Origin of the sequence: Aliirhizobium wenxiniae (assembly GCF_019511445.1) — a bacterium.
Lineage (GTDB): Bacteria > Pseudomonadota > Alphaproteobacteria > Rhizobiales > Rhizobiaceae > Neorhizobium > Neorhizobium wenxiniae_A.
Genome location: NZ_JAEUAN010000007.1, coordinates 14,957 through 30,765 on the forward strand (window position 1 = coordinate 14,957; position 15,809 = coordinate 30,765).

Annotated in this window: 13 protein-coding genes; 7 read left to right on the plus strand and 6 right to left on the minus strand. The window is 60.5% G+C overall.

The features are described from left to right. Positions 1–22 precede the first annotated feature (22 nt). Both JNB91_RS10470 and JNB91_RS10475 read right to left on the minus strand, forming a co-directional pair. A complete protein-coding gene (locus JNB91_RS10470) occupies positions 23–1,234 on the minus strand; it encodes an MFS transporter (protein WP_220325460.1) in 1,212 nt (403 codons plus the stop codon). A 171-nt stretch (positions 1,235–1,405) separates the two neighbouring features. After that, positions 1,406–1,573, minus strand: a complete 168-nt coding sequence (locus JNB91_RS10475) for a hypothetical protein (RefSeq protein ID WP_220325461.1) — start codon at positions 1,571–1,573, stop codon at positions 1,406–1,408. A gap of 153 nt (positions 1,574–1,726) precedes the next feature. Here JNB91_RS10475 and JNB91_RS10480 point away from each other — a divergent pair, with 153 nt between their 5' ends. From JNB91_RS10480 to JNB91_RS10490, 3 genes are all read left to right on the plus strand, one after another. After that, on the plus strand, positions 1,727–2,344 hold the full coding sequence (locus tag JNB91_RS10480) for a TetR/AcrR family transcriptional regulator (protein WP_220325462.1): 618 nt from the start codon (positions 1,727–1,729) through the stop codon (positions 2,342–2,344). Positions 2,345–2,375: 31 nt separating this feature from the next. Then, positions 2,376–3,611 carry an MFS transporter gene (locus JNB91_RS10485; protein ID WP_220325463.1) on the plus strand — a complete coding sequence of 412 codons (1,236 nt, stop codon included), beginning with the start codon at positions 2,376–2,378 and terminating at the stop codon, positions 3,609–3,611. Between the two features lie 138 nt (positions 3,612–3,749). Then, positions 3,750–4,817: an alpha/beta hydrolase family protein gene (locus JNB91_RS10490; protein WP_220325464.1), complete on the plus strand. Its 1,068-nt coding sequence runs from the start codon at positions 3,750–3,752 to the stop codon at positions 4,815–4,817. Positions 4,818–4,852: 35 nt separating this feature from the next. Here JNB91_RS10490 and JNB91_RS10495 read toward each other — a convergent pair whose 3' ends face one another. Then, on the minus strand, positions 4,853–5,374 hold the full coding sequence (locus JNB91_RS10495) for a GNAT family N-acetyltransferase (protein WP_220325465.1): 522 nt from the start codon (positions 5,372–5,374) through the stop codon (positions 4,853–4,855). Positions 5,375–5,393: 19 nt separating this feature from the next. Further along, positions 5,394–5,969, minus strand: a complete 576-nt coding sequence (locus JNB91_RS10500; RefSeq protein WP_220325466.1) for a helix-turn-helix domain-containing protein — start codon at positions 5,967–5,969, stop codon at positions 5,394–5,396. A 156-nt stretch (positions 5,970–6,125) separates the two neighbouring features. On the opposite strand from JNB91_RS10500, the gene JNB91_RS10505 reads away from it, so the two are divergent. Beyond that, positions 6,126–7,397 (plus strand): MFS transporter, encoded by a 1,272-nt coding sequence (locus tag JNB91_RS10505; RefSeq protein ID WP_220325467.1) that lies wholly within the window; start codon positions 6,126–6,128, stop codon positions 7,395–7,397. A 72-nt stretch (positions 7,398–7,469) separates the two neighbouring features. Beyond that, a complete protein-coding gene (lepA, locus tag JNB91_RS10510) occupies positions 7,470–9,290 on the plus strand; it encodes a translation elongation factor 4 (protein ID WP_220325468.1) in 1,821 nt (606 codons plus the stop codon). Positions 9,291–9,356: 66 nt separating this feature from the next. Here lepA and JNB91_RS10515 read toward each other — a convergent pair whose 3' ends face one another. Further along, positions 9,357–9,920: a hypothetical protein gene (locus JNB91_RS10515; RefSeq protein ID WP_220325469.1), complete on the minus strand. Its 564-nt coding sequence runs from the start codon at positions 9,918–9,920 to the stop codon at positions 9,357–9,359. 348 nt (positions 9,921–10,268) lie between these two features. On the opposite strand from JNB91_RS10515, the gene JNB91_RS10520 reads away from it, so the two are divergent. Next, positions 10,269–11,615: an NAD(P)/FAD-dependent oxidoreductase gene (locus tag JNB91_RS10520; RefSeq protein ID WP_220325470.1), complete on the plus strand. Its 1,347-nt coding sequence runs from the start codon at positions 10,269–10,271 to the stop codon at positions 11,613–11,615. A 761-nt stretch (positions 11,616–12,376) separates the two neighbouring features. Continuing rightward, positions 12,377–15,313: a PAS domain-containing protein gene (locus JNB91_RS10525; RefSeq protein ID WP_220325471.1), complete on the plus strand. Its 2,937-nt coding sequence runs from the start codon at positions 12,377–12,379 to the stop codon at positions 15,311–15,313. A 60-nt stretch (positions 15,314–15,373) separates the two neighbouring features. Here JNB91_RS10525 and JNB91_RS10530 read toward each other — a convergent pair whose 3' ends face one another. Further along, a complete protein-coding gene (locus JNB91_RS10530) occupies positions 15,374–15,613 on the minus strand; it encodes a hypothetical protein (RefSeq protein WP_220325472.1) in 240 nt (79 codons plus the stop codon). Between the last annotated feature and the right edge of the window lie 196 nt (positions 15,614–15,809).

A 15,809-nucleotide genomic window follows, 5' to 3' on the forward strand; every position in this document is an offset into this window, starting at 1 on the left:
TTCCGGGCCTTTGCTTTTGTCGTCACGCCGGCTGCAACTTCTCCTCCTCGCGGCCCGGCAGGGGCGGAAAGGCAAGCGCGATCAGCACCGCCGCAAGCCCGACAAGGGCGGATCCGAAGAACAGCCAGTTGTAATTGTTGAAGGCATCGAAGGCCCAGCCGCCGGCCAGCGGCCCGAAGGCCATGCCGATGCTCGATAGCATCGAAGCCGCGCCGAGTACCGTGCCAAGGATTTTTGCGCCAAAATAATCCTGCGCCAGCACCGCATAAAGCGGCATGACACCGCCATAGGTGCCGCCGAAAATGATCGCCAGCGCATAGAACTGCACGAGATCGGTCGCCATTGTATAGGCGGCGATCACCAGAGCCTGGATGAGAAGGCCGATGATCAGCACCGGCTTGACGCCGAACCTGTCAGCCGCAAGACCATAGACGATGCGCCCGCCGAGACCCGCCGCCCCCTCTACGCTGTAGATCGACACCGCCGCCATCGGCGCCACACCGCAATACATCGCATAGCTGACCATGTGGAAGATCGGCCCTGAATGGGCGGTGCAGCAGGCGAAGAAGGTGAAAGCCAGAACCAGGAATTGCGGCGAGCGAAAGACTTTTGCAATCGGCTGCCCTGCACCTTCCGCCTGCGGCGCGTCCGCAACCGCCGCCTCGTCCGGCGGATTGCGGACTAGAAGCACGGTTGGCAGGAGGATCACCCAGGCGCCGATGCCGATCACCAGCATGGCCGTACGCCAGTCGCCGAATTCGTCGATCAGGAACCGGGCGAGCGGTGAAATCGTCATCGGCGCCATGCCCATGCCGGCGGAGACGAGCGAGACCGCAAGGCTGCGGTGGTCATCGAACCAGCGCATGGTGAGCGAAATCATCGGCGCCATGAAGGCGCTGGCGGAGAGGCCGACGAGGCAGCCATAGACGATCTGGAAGGCGAAAAGGCTCTCTGCGCGGCTGGCGAGAACCAGAGCCAGCCCGGCAAGAACCGAGCCGATCATCACGACGATGCGCGCTCCGAACCGGTCGCTGGCCGCACCCCACATGAAACTGCCCAATCCCATGACGATGAAATTTACAGTCATAGCGCTCGAGATCGCTGCATGCGACCAGCCGGTCTGACGGGCGATCGGCTCCAGGAACACTGCGAGCGAAAACATCACGCCCACCGCCACGCAGCCCATCAGGCCGCCGGCAAACACGATGACCCACCGATAATGGCTGCTTTTCATCCTGCCCTCCTGTCGAAGTTCTCCGGCGCGTGAACGCGCCACGATACACCAAGGACGTGCGGGTGGTGAGGCAGCCGACAGGAAGGTTCTATTATTTTCGGGAACATGTCGCGCCCGAGAAAAAAGGCCCCGCACTCGGCGGGGCCTTCCTGATCATGTGCTGCGGTGACGTCAGCTGCCGCTATTGGTGCGGTTGCTGCCCACATTGTGGTTCATCGACGATGTCTTGCCGTCCGGGCCTTGCCCGTAATAGGTACCGCCAAGGTGGCCGCCGGCACTGGTGTTTTCGACCTGCCGTTTGGCGCGCTTGATGGCCTGTTGTACGTCACTTTTGCTCATGTCTGTCCTCCAGCTTTTGGGGTTGGTGACAGAGAGCCAACCCTTCAGATGCAAAACCGTTCCGAGATTTTATCGTCGACGATGAACAGGCCGCTTGACGATCAGGTGCTTCGCGCATATTTGGAAACGATCATTTCCTAATGGGATTTCGTCATGAGCATCGACATCAGCCCCAATCCCGGCCGTTCAGCCGGTCGGCCGCGCGAATTCGATATCGACGAGGCGCTCGACAAGGCGATCACCGTGTTCAGCGAAAAGGGTTATCACGGCACCTCGATCTCGGACCTGCGCGATGCGATGGGGCTGACGGCCGGAAGTTTGTACAAGGCATTCAAGGACAAGCATGCGATCTTTCTTGCAAGCTTCGACCGCTACAAGCAGGTGCGCAATGCGCTTCTCGACGAGGAGCTGGAGAAAGCTAACAACGGGCGGGACGGCGTTTACCGCATGCTTGCCTTTTATGCCGAGGGTGCCCATGGCGAAGGTGGTCGACGCGGCTGCCTGGCTGTCGGGACAGCCGTCGAACTGGCGATCTTCGACGACGAGGCGGCACGGCGTGTCGAGCGCTCGATGGATCGTTTCGAGACCACGTTCGAGGCGCTGATCCGAAGGGGCCAGGAGGATGGCTCCATCAATCGCTCGATCAACCCCAATGCGACGGCGCGGCTGCTTCTGTCCGTCGTCCAGGGGCTTCGCGTTCTGGGCAAGACCAGCCCGAGCCGCGAGCAAACCTTTTCCGTAGTCGATGTGGCGATGAAGCTGCTCGACTGAAAAATACAAGAGACTGTTCAAGGATACCCCAATGACCAGCACGTCCGCGGCGATCGAAACGCCGGCACATCATGGCCGAATGACCGCCGGCCTTACCTTCGTCATGGCCGCAGCCTGCGGCCTGATCGTCGCAAATCTCTACTACGCCCAGCCGCTTGCCGGCCCGATCGCCGCAGCAATCGGCCTTCCGCCGCATCTGACCGGCCTGATCGTGACACTGACCCAGATCGGTTACGGCCTCGGCTTGTTGTTCATCGTGCCGTTGGGCGATCTTCTCGAAAACCGCCGCCTGATCCTGATCATGATCGCGGCAACGGCGATCTCGCTCATCGGTGCCGGGCTTTCGAGCGCCGCCCTCCCCTTCCTCGTGGCATCGCTTGCCATCGGGCTCACCTCCTCTGCGGTGCAGATGATCGTGCCTTTTGCCGCAAGCCTGACGCCGGAAGAACATCGCGGCCGGGTTGTCGGTAATGTCGTCAGCGGCCTGATGATCGGCATCATGATGGCGCGACCGGTCGCAAGCTTCGTCACCGGCCTCACCAACTGGCATGTAATCTTCTTCGCTTCTGCTGCCGTCATGGTCGTGCTTGGCTTTATCCTGGCTACGCGCCTGCCCAAGCGCACGCCGCGCACACAGCTTTCCTATGGCGGTCTGCTTGCCTCGCTCGGCACGCTTTACGCCACACAGCCGATCCTGCGCCGCCGCGCCTTCTACCAGTTCTGCCAGTTCGCCGCCTTCAGCCTGTTCTGGACGGTGACGCCGCTGGTTCTGGCAAGCTCCGCCTTCAAGCTCAGCCAGACTGGCATCGCCCTCTTCGCGCTTGTCGGCGTTGCCGGTGCCATTGCCTCGCCGATCGCCGGCCGTCTTGCTGACAGGGATTTGAGCCGTCCTGCCACCGCGCTTGGCATCCTTTCGGTCGGTGTCGCCTTCCTGATCACCCATCTGTTTGCGGAGGGTACGACAGCAGCACTCGCGCTCTTGACGGTTGCTGCGATCCTGCTCGATTTCGGTGTTGCGATGACGCTCGTCATCAGCCAGCGGGCGATCTACACACTCGGCGCCGATCTGCGTTCGCGGCTCAACGGCCTGTTTATGGCCACCTTCTTCGTCGGCGGTGCGCTCGGTTCCGCCATCGGCGCCTGGGCCTTTGCCGAGGGCGGCTGGCTGCTCGCCTCGACAATCGGCGTTTCGCTTTCGGTCGTCGCCTTCGTTTACTTCCTGACCGAGCGGAAGCCGCATCACCACAATCCGCATCCCAAGGCCTGATGCCGCACGTTTCTATGGCTCGCCTGTCGGCGGGCCATAGAAGCAATCAGCAGAAACGACCTCGATCATGTTCAAGGTCGAACCTCCGGCGAGGATCGCTCATCGGTAACCCCGTTCTTCAACTAGCGAGGTTACCCAATGAGACTGAAATCTCTCCTCATCGCCCTTTCCCTGTGCACGGCAGCAACCGCTGCCATTGCCGCCGAACCGGTCGGCGTTCGCAAGATCAGTGTCGTCACCCAGGATTATCCGCGACCGCTTGCGGTCACCGTCTGGTACCCGTCGAAAGGTGACGGACAGGTGGACAAGCCGAATTACGACAGGATTTTCGATACGGGTTCCGCCGCCGCAAATGCGACGATCCGCGAAGGCCGCTTTCCGCTCGTGCTTTTGTCGCATGGCTCAGGTTCGCGCGCCGAAGGCATGGGCTGGATCGCCACCGAATTGGCCAAGGCCGGCTATATCGTCGCCGGACCTAACCATCCCGGCACGACAAGCGGCGATTCCACGCCGGCTGCCACGCCGAAGATCTGGGAACGCGCTCAGGATATTTCGGTTCTGATCGGCGCGCTGACGACAGATGCCCGCTGGCAGGCTTCCATAGATCAGAAGCGCATCGGCATTCTCGGATTTTCGCTCGGCGGCTCGACGGCGATGGAACTGGCCGGAGCCAGAGGCGATCTTTCCGCCTACACCCGTTACTGCGACGAAAACCCCGGCATGATGGATTGCACGTGGTTTGCCGACGGTCGCGGCTATGCCGGCGGCGAGCAGGTGGAAGTTGCGCCTCTCAAGCTTGCCGAGATCGACAAGGCACGTTTCGAACAGCAGAACCGCGATGCGCGGATCACTTCCGTTATTGCAGTCGATCCCGGCCTTGCCACCACGTTCCAGAAGAAAAGTCTTGGAGGCATCGACGTGCCGGTGACGCTGATCAATCTCGGCAACCCTGGCCAGGTACCGATGGCCGTACTTTCCGACCAGCTGGCAAAGGATATTCCCGGCGCGTCTTATCTTCAGGTAGCGGATGCCGATCACTTCAGCTTCCTGCCGGTCTGCAGGCCGGGCGCGGCGGACTTCCTCAAGTCGGTCGGCGAAAACGACCCGATCTGCGAAGAAACAAAGCGCCCACGCGCCGACATCCATACCGAACTTAGCCGGCTCATCATCGAGGCTTTCGGCAAGACGCTGCAGGCCGGCAATTGAGGAAGCGAAGGAAGGCCGGGATCACCGGCCTTCCTTCATCCGATCCGCTTGTAAAAAATCGTCGTGTCGCAAAAGCCGCCCTGCGGCCACAGCGCATAATCGGGAATGACGCCGACTCGCTGCCAGCCGAAGCGTGGATAGATTTGTTCCGCCTCGCTGCCGGTCGCCGTGTCGAGAACCAGAAGCGTGCGGCCGCGGCGGGCGGCCTCTTCCTCCACCGCAGCCATCAGCCTGCGCGACAGGCCAAGCCCGCGGCCGGAGCGATGCACGAGCAGTTTCATCAGGTCGCCGCGATGCGGCTGGTTGGGCTTGGAGGCGAGCCCGATCTGAACCGTGCCGATCACCCGTCCGTCTATTTCAGCCACGCCGAGGATAATGCCGTCCTTCTCCACCTCTTTGGCGATATCACTCCAATAGGCCTCACCATCCTGCGGCTGAAACGGCAGCATGAAGCCCAACGAGGCGCCGCCATTAATGCAGTCGGAGAGCACTTCGCAGAGGTCCGGAATGGCGGCGCGCGCGCCTGTCGCATCGAGGATGCGGATCGTGGCAGTCATTGATGTTCCCTTTGTTCTCTCAGCGTCCACGGTTGAGGATCACCGCGTAACGGGCAGGCTTGTCGGATGGGTTGTAGAAATCGAAGGCGTCGCCGATATCCATGAACAGGCAGTCGCCCGGCTGCAGCCGATGGGTGGCGTCTGCCAGCACCATGTCGAGCATGCCTTCGAACAGCCAGACATGCTGGGTCATGACCCGGCTTTCCTCCCGCGGCGGAAAACTGACCCTGGCACCGGCCGGAAACTCGATCTCGACGATATCGACCGGGCTTGGCATGCCCGGCGGCGAAACCGAGCGGCGCAGATAGCCCGTCGTCGGATCACGCCACAGCCGCTGCTGCCCGCGTCTCGACAGGGGCGAAGATGAGGGTTCTTCCGGTGCGAAGAAAGCCGAAAGCGTTAGGCCCAGCCCCTCACAGAGCCGCGCCAGAAGAGCCGCGGTCGGGCTTGCCTCGGCGCGCTCGATACGGGAGATCATCGCACGGCTGACACCGGAGCGATCCGCCAATTGATCGAGCGTCAGCCCTGAGCCGGTGCGCAGGCTTTTCAGCCGTTCGCCGATTGCGATTTCCAGTTCACTATCCGAATTTTCCATTATCAGAGAATTTCACTCTCTTATCGTGGAGTCAATGATTTTGATGATCCGTCGGAAAATTCGCCGCGGTGGCGTTTGTACGATAGCGAAACCACTGCGCGATAGGATAAGCAGACAAAACAGGTGGCTTAAAGCAGCGGCTTTTGGAGAATTTGCATGACGGCTCAGGCGCAGGTCAGAGTTTCGCCCCTCTCCATCGCGAGCATCATCCTCTCGATGACGATCGCCGCCATCGGCAGCGGCATCATGGCCACTTACGTCCCCTTCGTGCTGACCCAGAGCGGCGAGACATGGGCGGCGCGTCTTGCCGTGCCCGCACTTGCCTTCGGCGGCCTGCTCGGCTGCGTGCTTGCCGGACCGCTGATCCGGCGCGTCGGCCATGCGCGACTTTTCGCCTGCTCGATGGCAATGGTCATCATCGGCGCGGTTCTGGTCGCCGCCGATCTGCCGGCCGCATGGTGGATTCTCGCACGGGCGATCTATGGCGCGGCTTCCAACGTCAATTTCATCATCGCCCAGAGCTGGCTCAACCACGCCGCATCCAACGAATGGCGCGGAAGGGCGATGTCCTTCTTCTACATGGCTTTCGTGCTTGCGCTCGGCGGCGGCGCATGGCTGTTCGGACAGGTGCCGGCCGACAGCAATCTTGCGCCGCTCATCGTCGTCTTCGTCACCGCGCTCTCCATCCTGCCGATCGGGCTGACCCGCCTGCCCAACCCGCCGGCACCGGCGAGCGTCAGCGTCAATGTCAGGATGGCGTGGAAGATCTCGCCGGTCGGTCTCGTCGGCGTGCTCGCCTCGGGTGGGCTTTCGATGGTCGTGCAGGGATTTACTCCGATCTATGCGACGCTCAATGGCGTGACGCAGGGCGAGGTGGCGCTGTTGATGCTGGTCATGCAGACGGGACTTCTGTTCGTGCAATATCCTCTCGGCATCATTTCCGACCGGCTCGACCGCCGCGTCGTGCTGCTCTTCACCTGCGGGTTGATCGTGGTTGCGGGTTTTGCGGCGCTTATGGTGTCGTTCACCACGTTCGTGCTCCTGATGATCGTCTTCCTCGTTTTCGGCGGGGCTGTCGAAACCGTCTATTCGGTCGCCAATGCACATGCCAATGACCGCGCCGATCCGGGCGATTTCGTGCCCTTGTCCTCCACCCTTCTCGTTGCATGGTCGACGGCGGCGACGATCGTGCCGCTCTCAATCACCTTCCTCGCGCCGATGCTTGGCCAGCAGACTTTTATCTACGCGATCATACTCGTGGCGACGGCTTATGGCATCTATATCGTCTTCCGATTGAAGGAGCGCGGACCAGCGCCGGAAGACGAGCGCGAGACCCATGAAGTGCGTAGCGCGCAGATGCCGAATGCGGCAATCATGACGGAACCGGGGGCTGCAGAGGCGCAGGCGGAAGCAAAAGCTCAGACTTAAGAGCCTTTATCGTCAACAAAGCCTTATCTTTCCACTTTGCGGCGAGCCGGGCCGCTGATATATGCGCGAACCATGAGCACCGATCGCACGCCCCTCGACCATATCCGCAATTTCTCCATCGTCGCACATATCGACCATGGCAAGTCGACACTCGCCGACCGTCTGATCCAGACGACAGGCGGCCTTGCCGAGCGCGAGATGTCGGAACAGGTTCTCGACTCGATGGATATCGAGCGCGAGCGCGGCATCACCATCAAGGCCCAGACGGTGCGCCTGCACTACAAGGCGAACAATGGCGAGACCTATGTCCTGAACCTCATCGACACGCCCGGCCACGTGGACTTTGCCTATGAAGTCTCGCGCTCGCTTTCGGCCTGCGAAGGTTCGCTTCTGGTTGTCGATGCTAGCCAAGGCGTGGAAGCCCAGACGCTCGCCAATGTCTATCAGGCGATCGACAATAACCACGAACTGGTCACGGTTTTGAACAAGGTCGATCTGCCGGCGGCAGAACCCGACCGGATCAAGGAACAGATCGAGGAAGTGATCGGCATCGATGCGAGCCAGGCCGTGCTGATTTCGGCCAAGACCGGCCTCGGCATTCCCGATGTTCTCGAAGCCATCGTCCACCAGCTGCCGCCGCCGAAGAGCGAAGTCGGCGAAAAGGGCCCGCTGAAGGCCCTCTTGGTCGATAGCTGGTACGACACCTATCTCGGCGTCATGGTTCTCGTGCGCATTCTCGATGGCGTGCTTTCCAAGGGCATGACCATCCGCATGATGGGCACCGATGCGAAATACCAGGTCGAACGCGTCGGCGTGCTGACCCCGAAAATGCTGACGGTGGATTCGCTCGGTCCGGGCGAGATCGGTTTCATCACTGCCTCGATCAAAGAAGTGGCGGATACCCGCGTCGGCGATACGATTACCGAAGACAAGAAGCCGACGGCCAAGGCGCTGCCGGGCTTCAAGCCGGCCCAGCCTGTCGTTTTCTGCGGTCTCTTCCCGGTCGATGCCGCCGATTTCGAAGATCTGCGCGCGGCGATGGGCAAGCTTCGCCTCAACGATGCGTCCTTCTCGTTTGAAATGGAATCGTCTGCCGCTCTCGGCTTCGGTTTCCGCTGCGGCTTCCTCGGCTTGCTGCATCTCGAAATCATCCAGGAGCGCCTGGAACGCGAATTCGACCTCGACCTGATCGCAACGGCCCCTTCGGTCGTCTATCAGCTGACGATGACCGACGGTTCGGAACGCGAGCTGCATAACCCGGCCGACATGCCGGACGTCGTCAAGATCGCCGAAATCCGCGAGCCGTGGATCAAGGCAACGATCCTGACGCCGGATGACTATCTCGGCGGCATCCTCAAGCTCTGCCAGGATCGTCGCGGCATCCAGACCGAACTTACCTATGTCGGCAAGCGCGCCATGCTCTCTTACGAGCTGCCGCTCAACGAAGTGGTGTTCGACTTCTACGACCGCCTGAAGTCGATCTCGAAGGGCTATGCCTCGTTCGACTACCATCTCGATACCTATCGCGAGGGCAACCTCGTAAAGATGTCGATCATGGTCAATGGCGAGCCCGTGGACGCGCTCTCGATGCTGGTTCACCGCTCGGCCGCCGAAAAGCGTGGCCGCGACATGGTGGAAAAGCTGAAGGACCTGATCCCGCGGCACATGTTCAAGATCCCGATCCAGGCCGCAATCGGCGGCAACGTGATCGCCCGCGAAACGATCTCGGCGATGCGCAAGGACGTGACCGCCAAGTGTTACGGCGGCGACGCCACGCGCAAGCGCAAACTTCTGGAAAAGCAGAAGGAAGGCAAGAAGCGCATGCGCCAGTTCGGCAAGGTCGACATCCCGCAGGAAGCGTTTATCGCCGCCCTGAAGATGAAGGACGATTGATCACATCTCGACTTTCAAAAAACGCCGCCCCCGAGGGCGGCGTTTTTTATTGGAAGCACGGCATCTTCACTCAGCTGCCGCCCTGATTGCTGCCCGCGCGCGCGCCTTGCGTGCAATGCTTTCGGCGAAAAGCGGGGTTTCGCGGTGGTTATGGTCGCCGCCTGCGGCCTGGCGGGCGGCAGCGGCTTCATCGAATGTCTGGCCGTGCCTGGCGATGAAGTCCATGAACACATCCGTCGGATGGCAGGTGACGCGGTTGGTGTAGCGGGTGCGGTTGCCGTCGATCGCTTCGGCGATCAGCTCCCAGATGACGTTGACCTGGGTGCGTTCGCCTGTTGGCGTAAACACGTCCGAGATCGAATTCATCCGGCAATAGGAGGGCGTTGCTTCATCGGCGACGTAATGCTGCACGACCAGGCCCGTGCCGATCATCTCGACATTGATCGACATGCGGCGCCCGTCATCGGTGAAGGTCGCTCCGGCAGCAATATGGTCGGGCGGGCAGCAGCGCTGGTATTCGGCTTCGGGAAGATTGAACAGCCAGTCGGCGATGTCGATCTGGTCGAGAGGCACATCGATCTCGTGGGAATAGGCGGACCGGGAAAGGAGCTTGTCGGTCAGAACTTTCATTGTCATATCCTCTGATCTGGTTTCCGCCGGCTCCGAGATCCGCTCCTGCGCGTTGCAGCAAACGGGAGGGGGCCGATGGCGAAAGTTTTCATACGAGAGAAACGCGTTGTTCCGCTCGGATCAAAGGCTCTCATCCGGCCATCTGAAGCTCAATCATACATGGGGTTTTCGACACTATCCGTGTGTTTAATGCACCGCTTCTCCGGTATGCCATCCCATTACACAGGCCCTGTTTCCTGCGCGAAATTGCCGCTGTTCCGGCCGATCGCTTCGGCAAGCTTTCCTCCTTGCCCGCCACTCCTCGACTGGCTACGACTGGGTGATAGGATATATTTCAGGACATAAGCCGTGCCGACCTTTCCCTTTTCCGAAGCCGATCCGATCCAGTTTCACGGCCCGCTGCCGGAACGCTCGGATGTGGTGATCATTGGCGGGGGCGTGATCGGCGTCACCACGGCAATTTATCTGGCGGAAAAGGGCGTGGCGGTCACGCTTGTCGAAAAGGGGCGGATCGCGGCGGAGCAATCATCGCGCAACTGGGGCTGGATCCGCAAGCAGGGGCGTGATGCGGACGAGTTGCCGATCGTCATCGAGGCCTGCCGGCTGTGGGAGCAACTGGCGGCGGAGTGCGGCGAGGATATCGGCCTTAGCCAAACCGGCGTCACCTACCTGGCGAATTCCGAGAAAGACATGGTCGATTTCGAGGCGTTCATGAAGATCGCCGCTCCCCACGCGATCGACACGCATCTGCTTGCCGCTGCGGAAACGGCAAAGCTCATTCCCGGCATGGCGCGCCGCTTTCAAGGGGCGATGAGGACACCGTCGGATATGCGGGCAGAACCATGGCTCGCGGTTCCGGCGCTTGCGCGGCTTGCCACCCGCAAGGGCGTGGTGATCGTGGAAAACTGCGCCGCCCGCGCACTCGACATCGCCGCCGGCAAGATCAGCGGCGTGATCACCGAATCCGGCCGCATCGAAGCCTCCACCGTTCTCGTCGCCGGCGGAGCGTGGTCCTCGCTCCTCCTGAACAAGCACGGCATTTCCATCCCGCAGCTTAGCGTCCGATCAACGGTTGCCGCGACCGAGGCCATGCCGGAGGTACATGCGGGTGCAGCGGTCGATGAAAATGTCGCCTTCCGGCGGCGGCAGGATGGCGGCTATACCCTTGCTCCGGGTGGCGGCAGCGCACTTTTTATCGGGCCGGATGCGTTTCGCCACGCGTTCAAATATCTGCCCGCCCTCATCAACAAGCCGTTCGGTATCGGTTACCTGCCCATCGCTCCGAAAGGCTTTCCCGACGGATGGACGACGGCGCGAAACTGGGACGCGGACAGGCAGAGCCCGTTCGAGCGTATGCGTGTCCTCAACCCTGCCCCGTCGCAAAAGGGCCTGCGTTCGCTGAAACACGAATTCGAGCAACTGTTCCCGACGCTTGGCCCCGTTCGATTGAAGACGGCATGGGCAGGCATGATCGACGCCATGCCGGATGTCGTTCCGATCGTTGACCGGGCACAGTCGATCGATGGCCTGTTCGTGGCAACGGGAATGAGCGGTCATGGCTTCGGCATCGGGCCCGGGGTCGGCCGCGTGGTTGCCGATCTCATTCAGGGCAATGCCGCCGGGCACGACCTCACCCGCTTCCGGCTCTCGCGCTTTTCGGATGGAAGCCCGATCAAGCTCGGCCCGGCGCTTTAGGCTTTGTCGGGCATCGAGAATGTCGGTGAGGCAGTGCGGGTAAAGTTAATCCCCTCACTTGCGATTTCTAACACTTAGCTGCGCTAAGATGTTGAAATCGCTTTCTCTCCCACAAGGGGAGAGATGCCGGTGAGGCAACCTCGGCGCTCTACCTCTCCCCTTCTGGGAGAGGTTACACAATCAGGATCTTAGCTAAGCTAAGTCTTAGATTTTGTTGGTGAGGGGGGCCAACCAAGATCACCCCAAAAAAATCACATAACTTCATCCCCACCTTCGCGCCCCATGCCTACAATACCCCCGTTCCGCTTCGGCTACACCGGTCCGCATAACCGGCGAGGCGGGACCGGTGATCGGGTGAGCCGCCCTTATGCAGGCGGACCGTCCGGAGCTGCGCAGAAAATGGTCTGCCTCTCCTGATCGCAGGGGGCGTGCGTGTGCCGCACACAAACCGGATCGCGCCGCAAGGCATCCGATCCGCCGCAGACGGACCGGAGTTGCGCGGAAAAACACACCGAACGGGACACGCCGAGTGTCACATATAAAAATTCAATTCGAGGCACCCGACGTGTCCCGGCCGAAACGAAAAAAGCCAACCGCACCAAGGGCGGATTCCGTGCTGGAGAAGGAACCGCGGAGAATATCGCGAAGCATCATGCAAAATACTGAAAATCAGCACATATTTATGCTTTGGACACTTGGAAGAGCCGCATAACGCTCCATATAACCGCGGTTTATTCCACCCTCATATGCTCGGTGACTTCATGAACTATCAGGTCGTATCCGCCCATTGGCCGATTGGCGGAGGCGAAGCGGGGGAACTCGTACGCGCATTCGACTGGTCGAAAACCTCGCTCGGCCCGATTGCCGAGTGGCCGCAGCATCTGCGGATCAAGGTCAATTCGATGGTCAATTCGCCTATCCCGCAGGTGCTGATGTGGGGCGACGACCATGTGATGATCTATAATGACGGCTATATCGAGATCGCCGGCAGCTACCATCCCCGCGCGCTCGGCGGAACCGTTCCCGGCATCTGGCCGGAAATCTGGGACTGGAACAGAAAAATCCTCGAAGCCGGTTTTCGCGGCGAGGTGCAATCCTTCCGCGACCAGGTGCTGGTGCTTCACCGCCACGGCGTTCCGGAAGACGTTATCTTCGACCTGTTCTATACGCCGATCTATGCCGAAAGCGGCAAGGTCGACGGCGTGCTCTGTACCGTTCTTGAGAACACCGACAGGGTGAAGGCCGTCAAGGCGCTGGCGGAAAGTCGCGAGGAACTTGCACGACTTACCAATGCGCTCCCCATTCTGGTCGGTTTCATCGACCGCGACGGCATCTATCGCTTTGCCAATGAAGGATATCGCGATTGGTTCGGCCTTCCCGCCGCCGACGTGATCGGCAAACATGTGGCCGACATTGTCGGCCAGGATTATTACAAAACCCGCATCCCATTCATAAACAAGGCTTTCTCAGGCGAAGCAATCATCAACGACGCGGTGATCCGCAGGCCCGATGGAGAAAGCCGGACAGCGGAAGTCCGCTATGTGCCGCGGCATACATCCCAGGGCGAAATCGACGGCATCTATGTGCTGATCATCGATGTCGAAGCCCGCAAGCAATCCGAAAATGCCCTTCGCCGCAGCAATGATCGCTTCCGGGCTGCCGTCAATGCCATTCATGGCGTGCTGTGGACCAATACGGCAGACGGCCGCATGCTGGGCGAGCAGGCCGGCTGGGCCTCGCTCACTGGCCAGAGCTTCGAGCAATATCAGAATTACGGCTGGTCGGACGCGGTGCATCCGGATGACCGCGCCGGTTCGGTCGCCAGCTGGCAGGCCGCCGTCGCGTCCAAATCGACCTATATATGGGAACATCGGGTCCGCCGGCATGACGGGATTTACCGAACGTTCTCGATCCGAGGCGTACCGATCATAGACGCAGACGGCGAGATCGAGGAATGGGTCGGCGTCCATACCGACATCACGGAGCAGCGCGCCGCAGAAGCAAGCCTGCAGGAACATGCCAGCAATCTGGAGCGGCAGGTCCGCCACCGGATGCGCGCCGAGGAACAGCTCAAGCAACTGAACGAAAGTCTGGAAGCCAGAGTGGAAGCGGAGATCGCAGAACGCCGGCTGACGGAGCGGGCACTGCAACAGGCTCAGAAGATGGAATCGATCGGCCAGCTGACCGGCGGCGTGGCGCATGACTTCAACAATCTGCTGCAGGTCGTTGCCGGCAATCTCCAGCTTCTGGCCAAGGATATATCCGGCAACGAGACTGCCGAGCGGCGTGTCGCCAACGCGCTTGCAGGCGTCAATCGCGGTGCCAAGCTCGCCAGCCAGTTGCTCGCCTTCGGTCGCCGCCAGGCGCTGGAACCGCGTGTGATCAATATCGGCCGTTTCATCGCCGGCATGGATGATCTTCTGCGACGCTCGCTTGGCGAGGCAGTCGAGGTGGAAGTCATCGCCAGCGGCGGGCTGTGGAACACCTATGCCGACCCGACACAGGTTGAAAACGCACTGCTCAATCTCGCCATCAATGCCCGCGACGCGATGGAAGGATCGGGCAAGCTGACGATCGAGGTGGGCAATGCCTTTCTCGACCAGGATTATGCCCGCGCTCATGCGGAAGTGGCGGCCGGCCAATATGTGCTGCTCGCCGTGACCGATACCGGTTCCGGCATGACGCCCGAAGTATTGGAAAAAGTGTTCGAGCCGTTTTTCTCAACAAAGCCGGAAGGCAAGGGAACCGGTCTCGGCCTTTCCATGGTCTATGGTTTCGTCAAGCAATCCGGGGGCCATGTGAAGATCTATAGCGAGGTCGGACAGGGCACGACGGTAAAAGTCTATCTTCCCCGCTCGGTTGCCGACGAGGATCGCGAGGTCACGATCCAGGCGGGACCTGTCGTCGGCGGTACGGAGACCGTGCTTGTGGTCGAGGACGACGAGGAGGTGCGTACCACCGTTATCGAGACGCTGACCGATCTCGGTTATCGGGTACTTTCCGCCAAGGACGCCCAGGCAGGCCTTAATGTCGTCGAGAGCGGCATCCCTATCGACGTGATCTTCACCGACGTCGTCATGCCTGGTCCGCTGAAGAGCCGGGAGATGGCACGCCGCGCCAAGGAGCGGCTACCCAATCTCGCGGTGCTGTTCACCTCGGGCTACACGGAAAACTCGATCGTCCATGGCGGCATTCTCGATGTCGGTGTCGAGCTTCTGTCAAAACCCTATACACGCGAGGCGCTGGCGCGTCGCATCCGCCATGTGATCGGCAACCAGAAGCAGGTGGAGCAGGCATCGGCGCCAAGAACCGCAGCATCAGGATCGGACGTGCAAACCTCCTCGGCTGCGCTGAAAATATTGTTGGTCGAGGACGACTTTCTCATCCGCAGCAACACAGCCGAAATACTGATGGAACTCGGGCATGATGTGATCGAGGCCGCGAGTGGACACGAAGCTCTCGCAGAACTGGCGAACGAGGATATCGATCTTCTGTTGACCGATATCGGCTTGCCGGATTTCAGCGGCGGGGAATTGGTGCAGCGCGCACTCGTCACGAGTCCGGGTCTCGCCGTCATTTTTGCGACCGGCGAAAATCACCGGCCGGATGGCGCTCCCCCGCAAGCAGGGCTGCTGCGCAAACCCTATAACGAGAAGGACATCGCCAAGGTCATCGAAAGTGTCATGACCAGGCAATGAAGCCCGGAAAGCGATCACGACAGAAGCCTGTCGTGATCCTTCGGATTTGTTTTAAGCGCTTTAATGGCAGGGGCGCGGCAGGTCCGACAGGGTAATCCATACCCGCCCGTCGAAGGCCACTTCGCCATGGTCGAGCTTGCGGCTTGCAATCGTCTCGATAAGGCCGAGTTTCGAGCGGACATTTCCGATGCGGCTGTCATTCACCACGCAAACAGCGTGGCATGCTGCGTCCTCGCGCATCAGAAGCAGTGTATGATGCGCATTGTCGAGGATCTTTCCGGGCAGTGTCTGGAGCGTCATGCTCTTCTCCTTGCCGATGAGTTCAACCGAACGCCATAACGGCGACTGGCGAAGAGACTCCAGCAACAAGGTTAACGAATAGTTAAAACCCAACCCCAAAAACACTTATCGCGTGCAGGAGCAATACTCAGCAAAACCCTGCATGGCAAACAATAACTTGCTGTATTATCAGTAATTTAACAGAAATACTGCCATT

What these genes read in the sequence shown, in the direction of transcription:
- JNB91_RS10505 (WP_220325467.1), top strand. Translation starts at nt 6,126, where the DNA reads ATGACGGCTCAGGCGCAGGTCAGAGTTTCGCCCCTCTCCATCGCGAGC.
- JNB91_RS10480 (WP_220325462.1), top strand. Translation starts at nt 1,727, where the DNA reads ATGAGCATCGACATCAGCCCCAATCCCGGCCGTTCAGCCGGTCGGCCG.
- JNB91_RS10495 (WP_220325465.1), bottom strand. Translation starts at nt 5,374, where the DNA reads ATGACTGCCACGATCCGCATCCTCGATGCGACAGGCGCGCGCGCCGCC.
- JNB91_RS10490 (WP_220325464.1), top strand. Translation starts at nt 3,750, where the DNA reads ATGAGACTGAAATCTCTCCTCATCGCCCTTTCCCTGTGCACGGCAGCA.
- lepA (WP_220325468.1), top strand. Translation starts at nt 7,470, where the DNA reads ATGAGCACCGATCGCACGCCCCTCGACCATATCCGCAATTTCTCCATC.
- JNB91_RS10515 (WP_220325469.1), bottom strand. Translation starts at nt 9,920, where the DNA reads ATGAAAGTTCTGACCGACAAGCTCCTTTCCCGGTCCGCCTATTCCCAC.
- JNB91_RS10500 (WP_220325466.1), bottom strand. Translation starts at nt 5,969, where the DNA reads ATGGAAAATTCGGATAGTGAACTGGAAATCGCAATCGGCGAACGGCTG.
- JNB91_RS10470 (WP_220325460.1), bottom strand. Translation starts at nt 1,234, where the DNA reads ATGAAAAGCAGCCATTATCGGTGGGTCATCGTGTTTGCCGGCGGCCTG.
- JNB91_RS10525 (WP_220325471.1), top strand. Translation starts at nt 12,377, where the DNA reads ATGAACTATCAGGTCGTATCCGCCCATTGGCCGATTGGCGGAGGCGAA.
- JNB91_RS10475 (WP_220325461.1), bottom strand. Translation starts at nt 1,573, where the DNA reads ATGAGCAAAAGTGACGTACAACAGGCCATCAAGCGCGCCAAACGGCAG.
- JNB91_RS10530 (WP_220325472.1), bottom strand. Translation starts at nt 15,613, where the DNA reads ATGACGCTCCAGACACTGCCCGGAAAGATCCTCGACAATGCGCATCAT.
- JNB91_RS10485 (WP_220325463.1), top strand. Translation starts at nt 2,376, where the DNA reads ATGACCAGCACGTCCGCGGCGATCGAAACGCCGGCACATCATGGCCGA.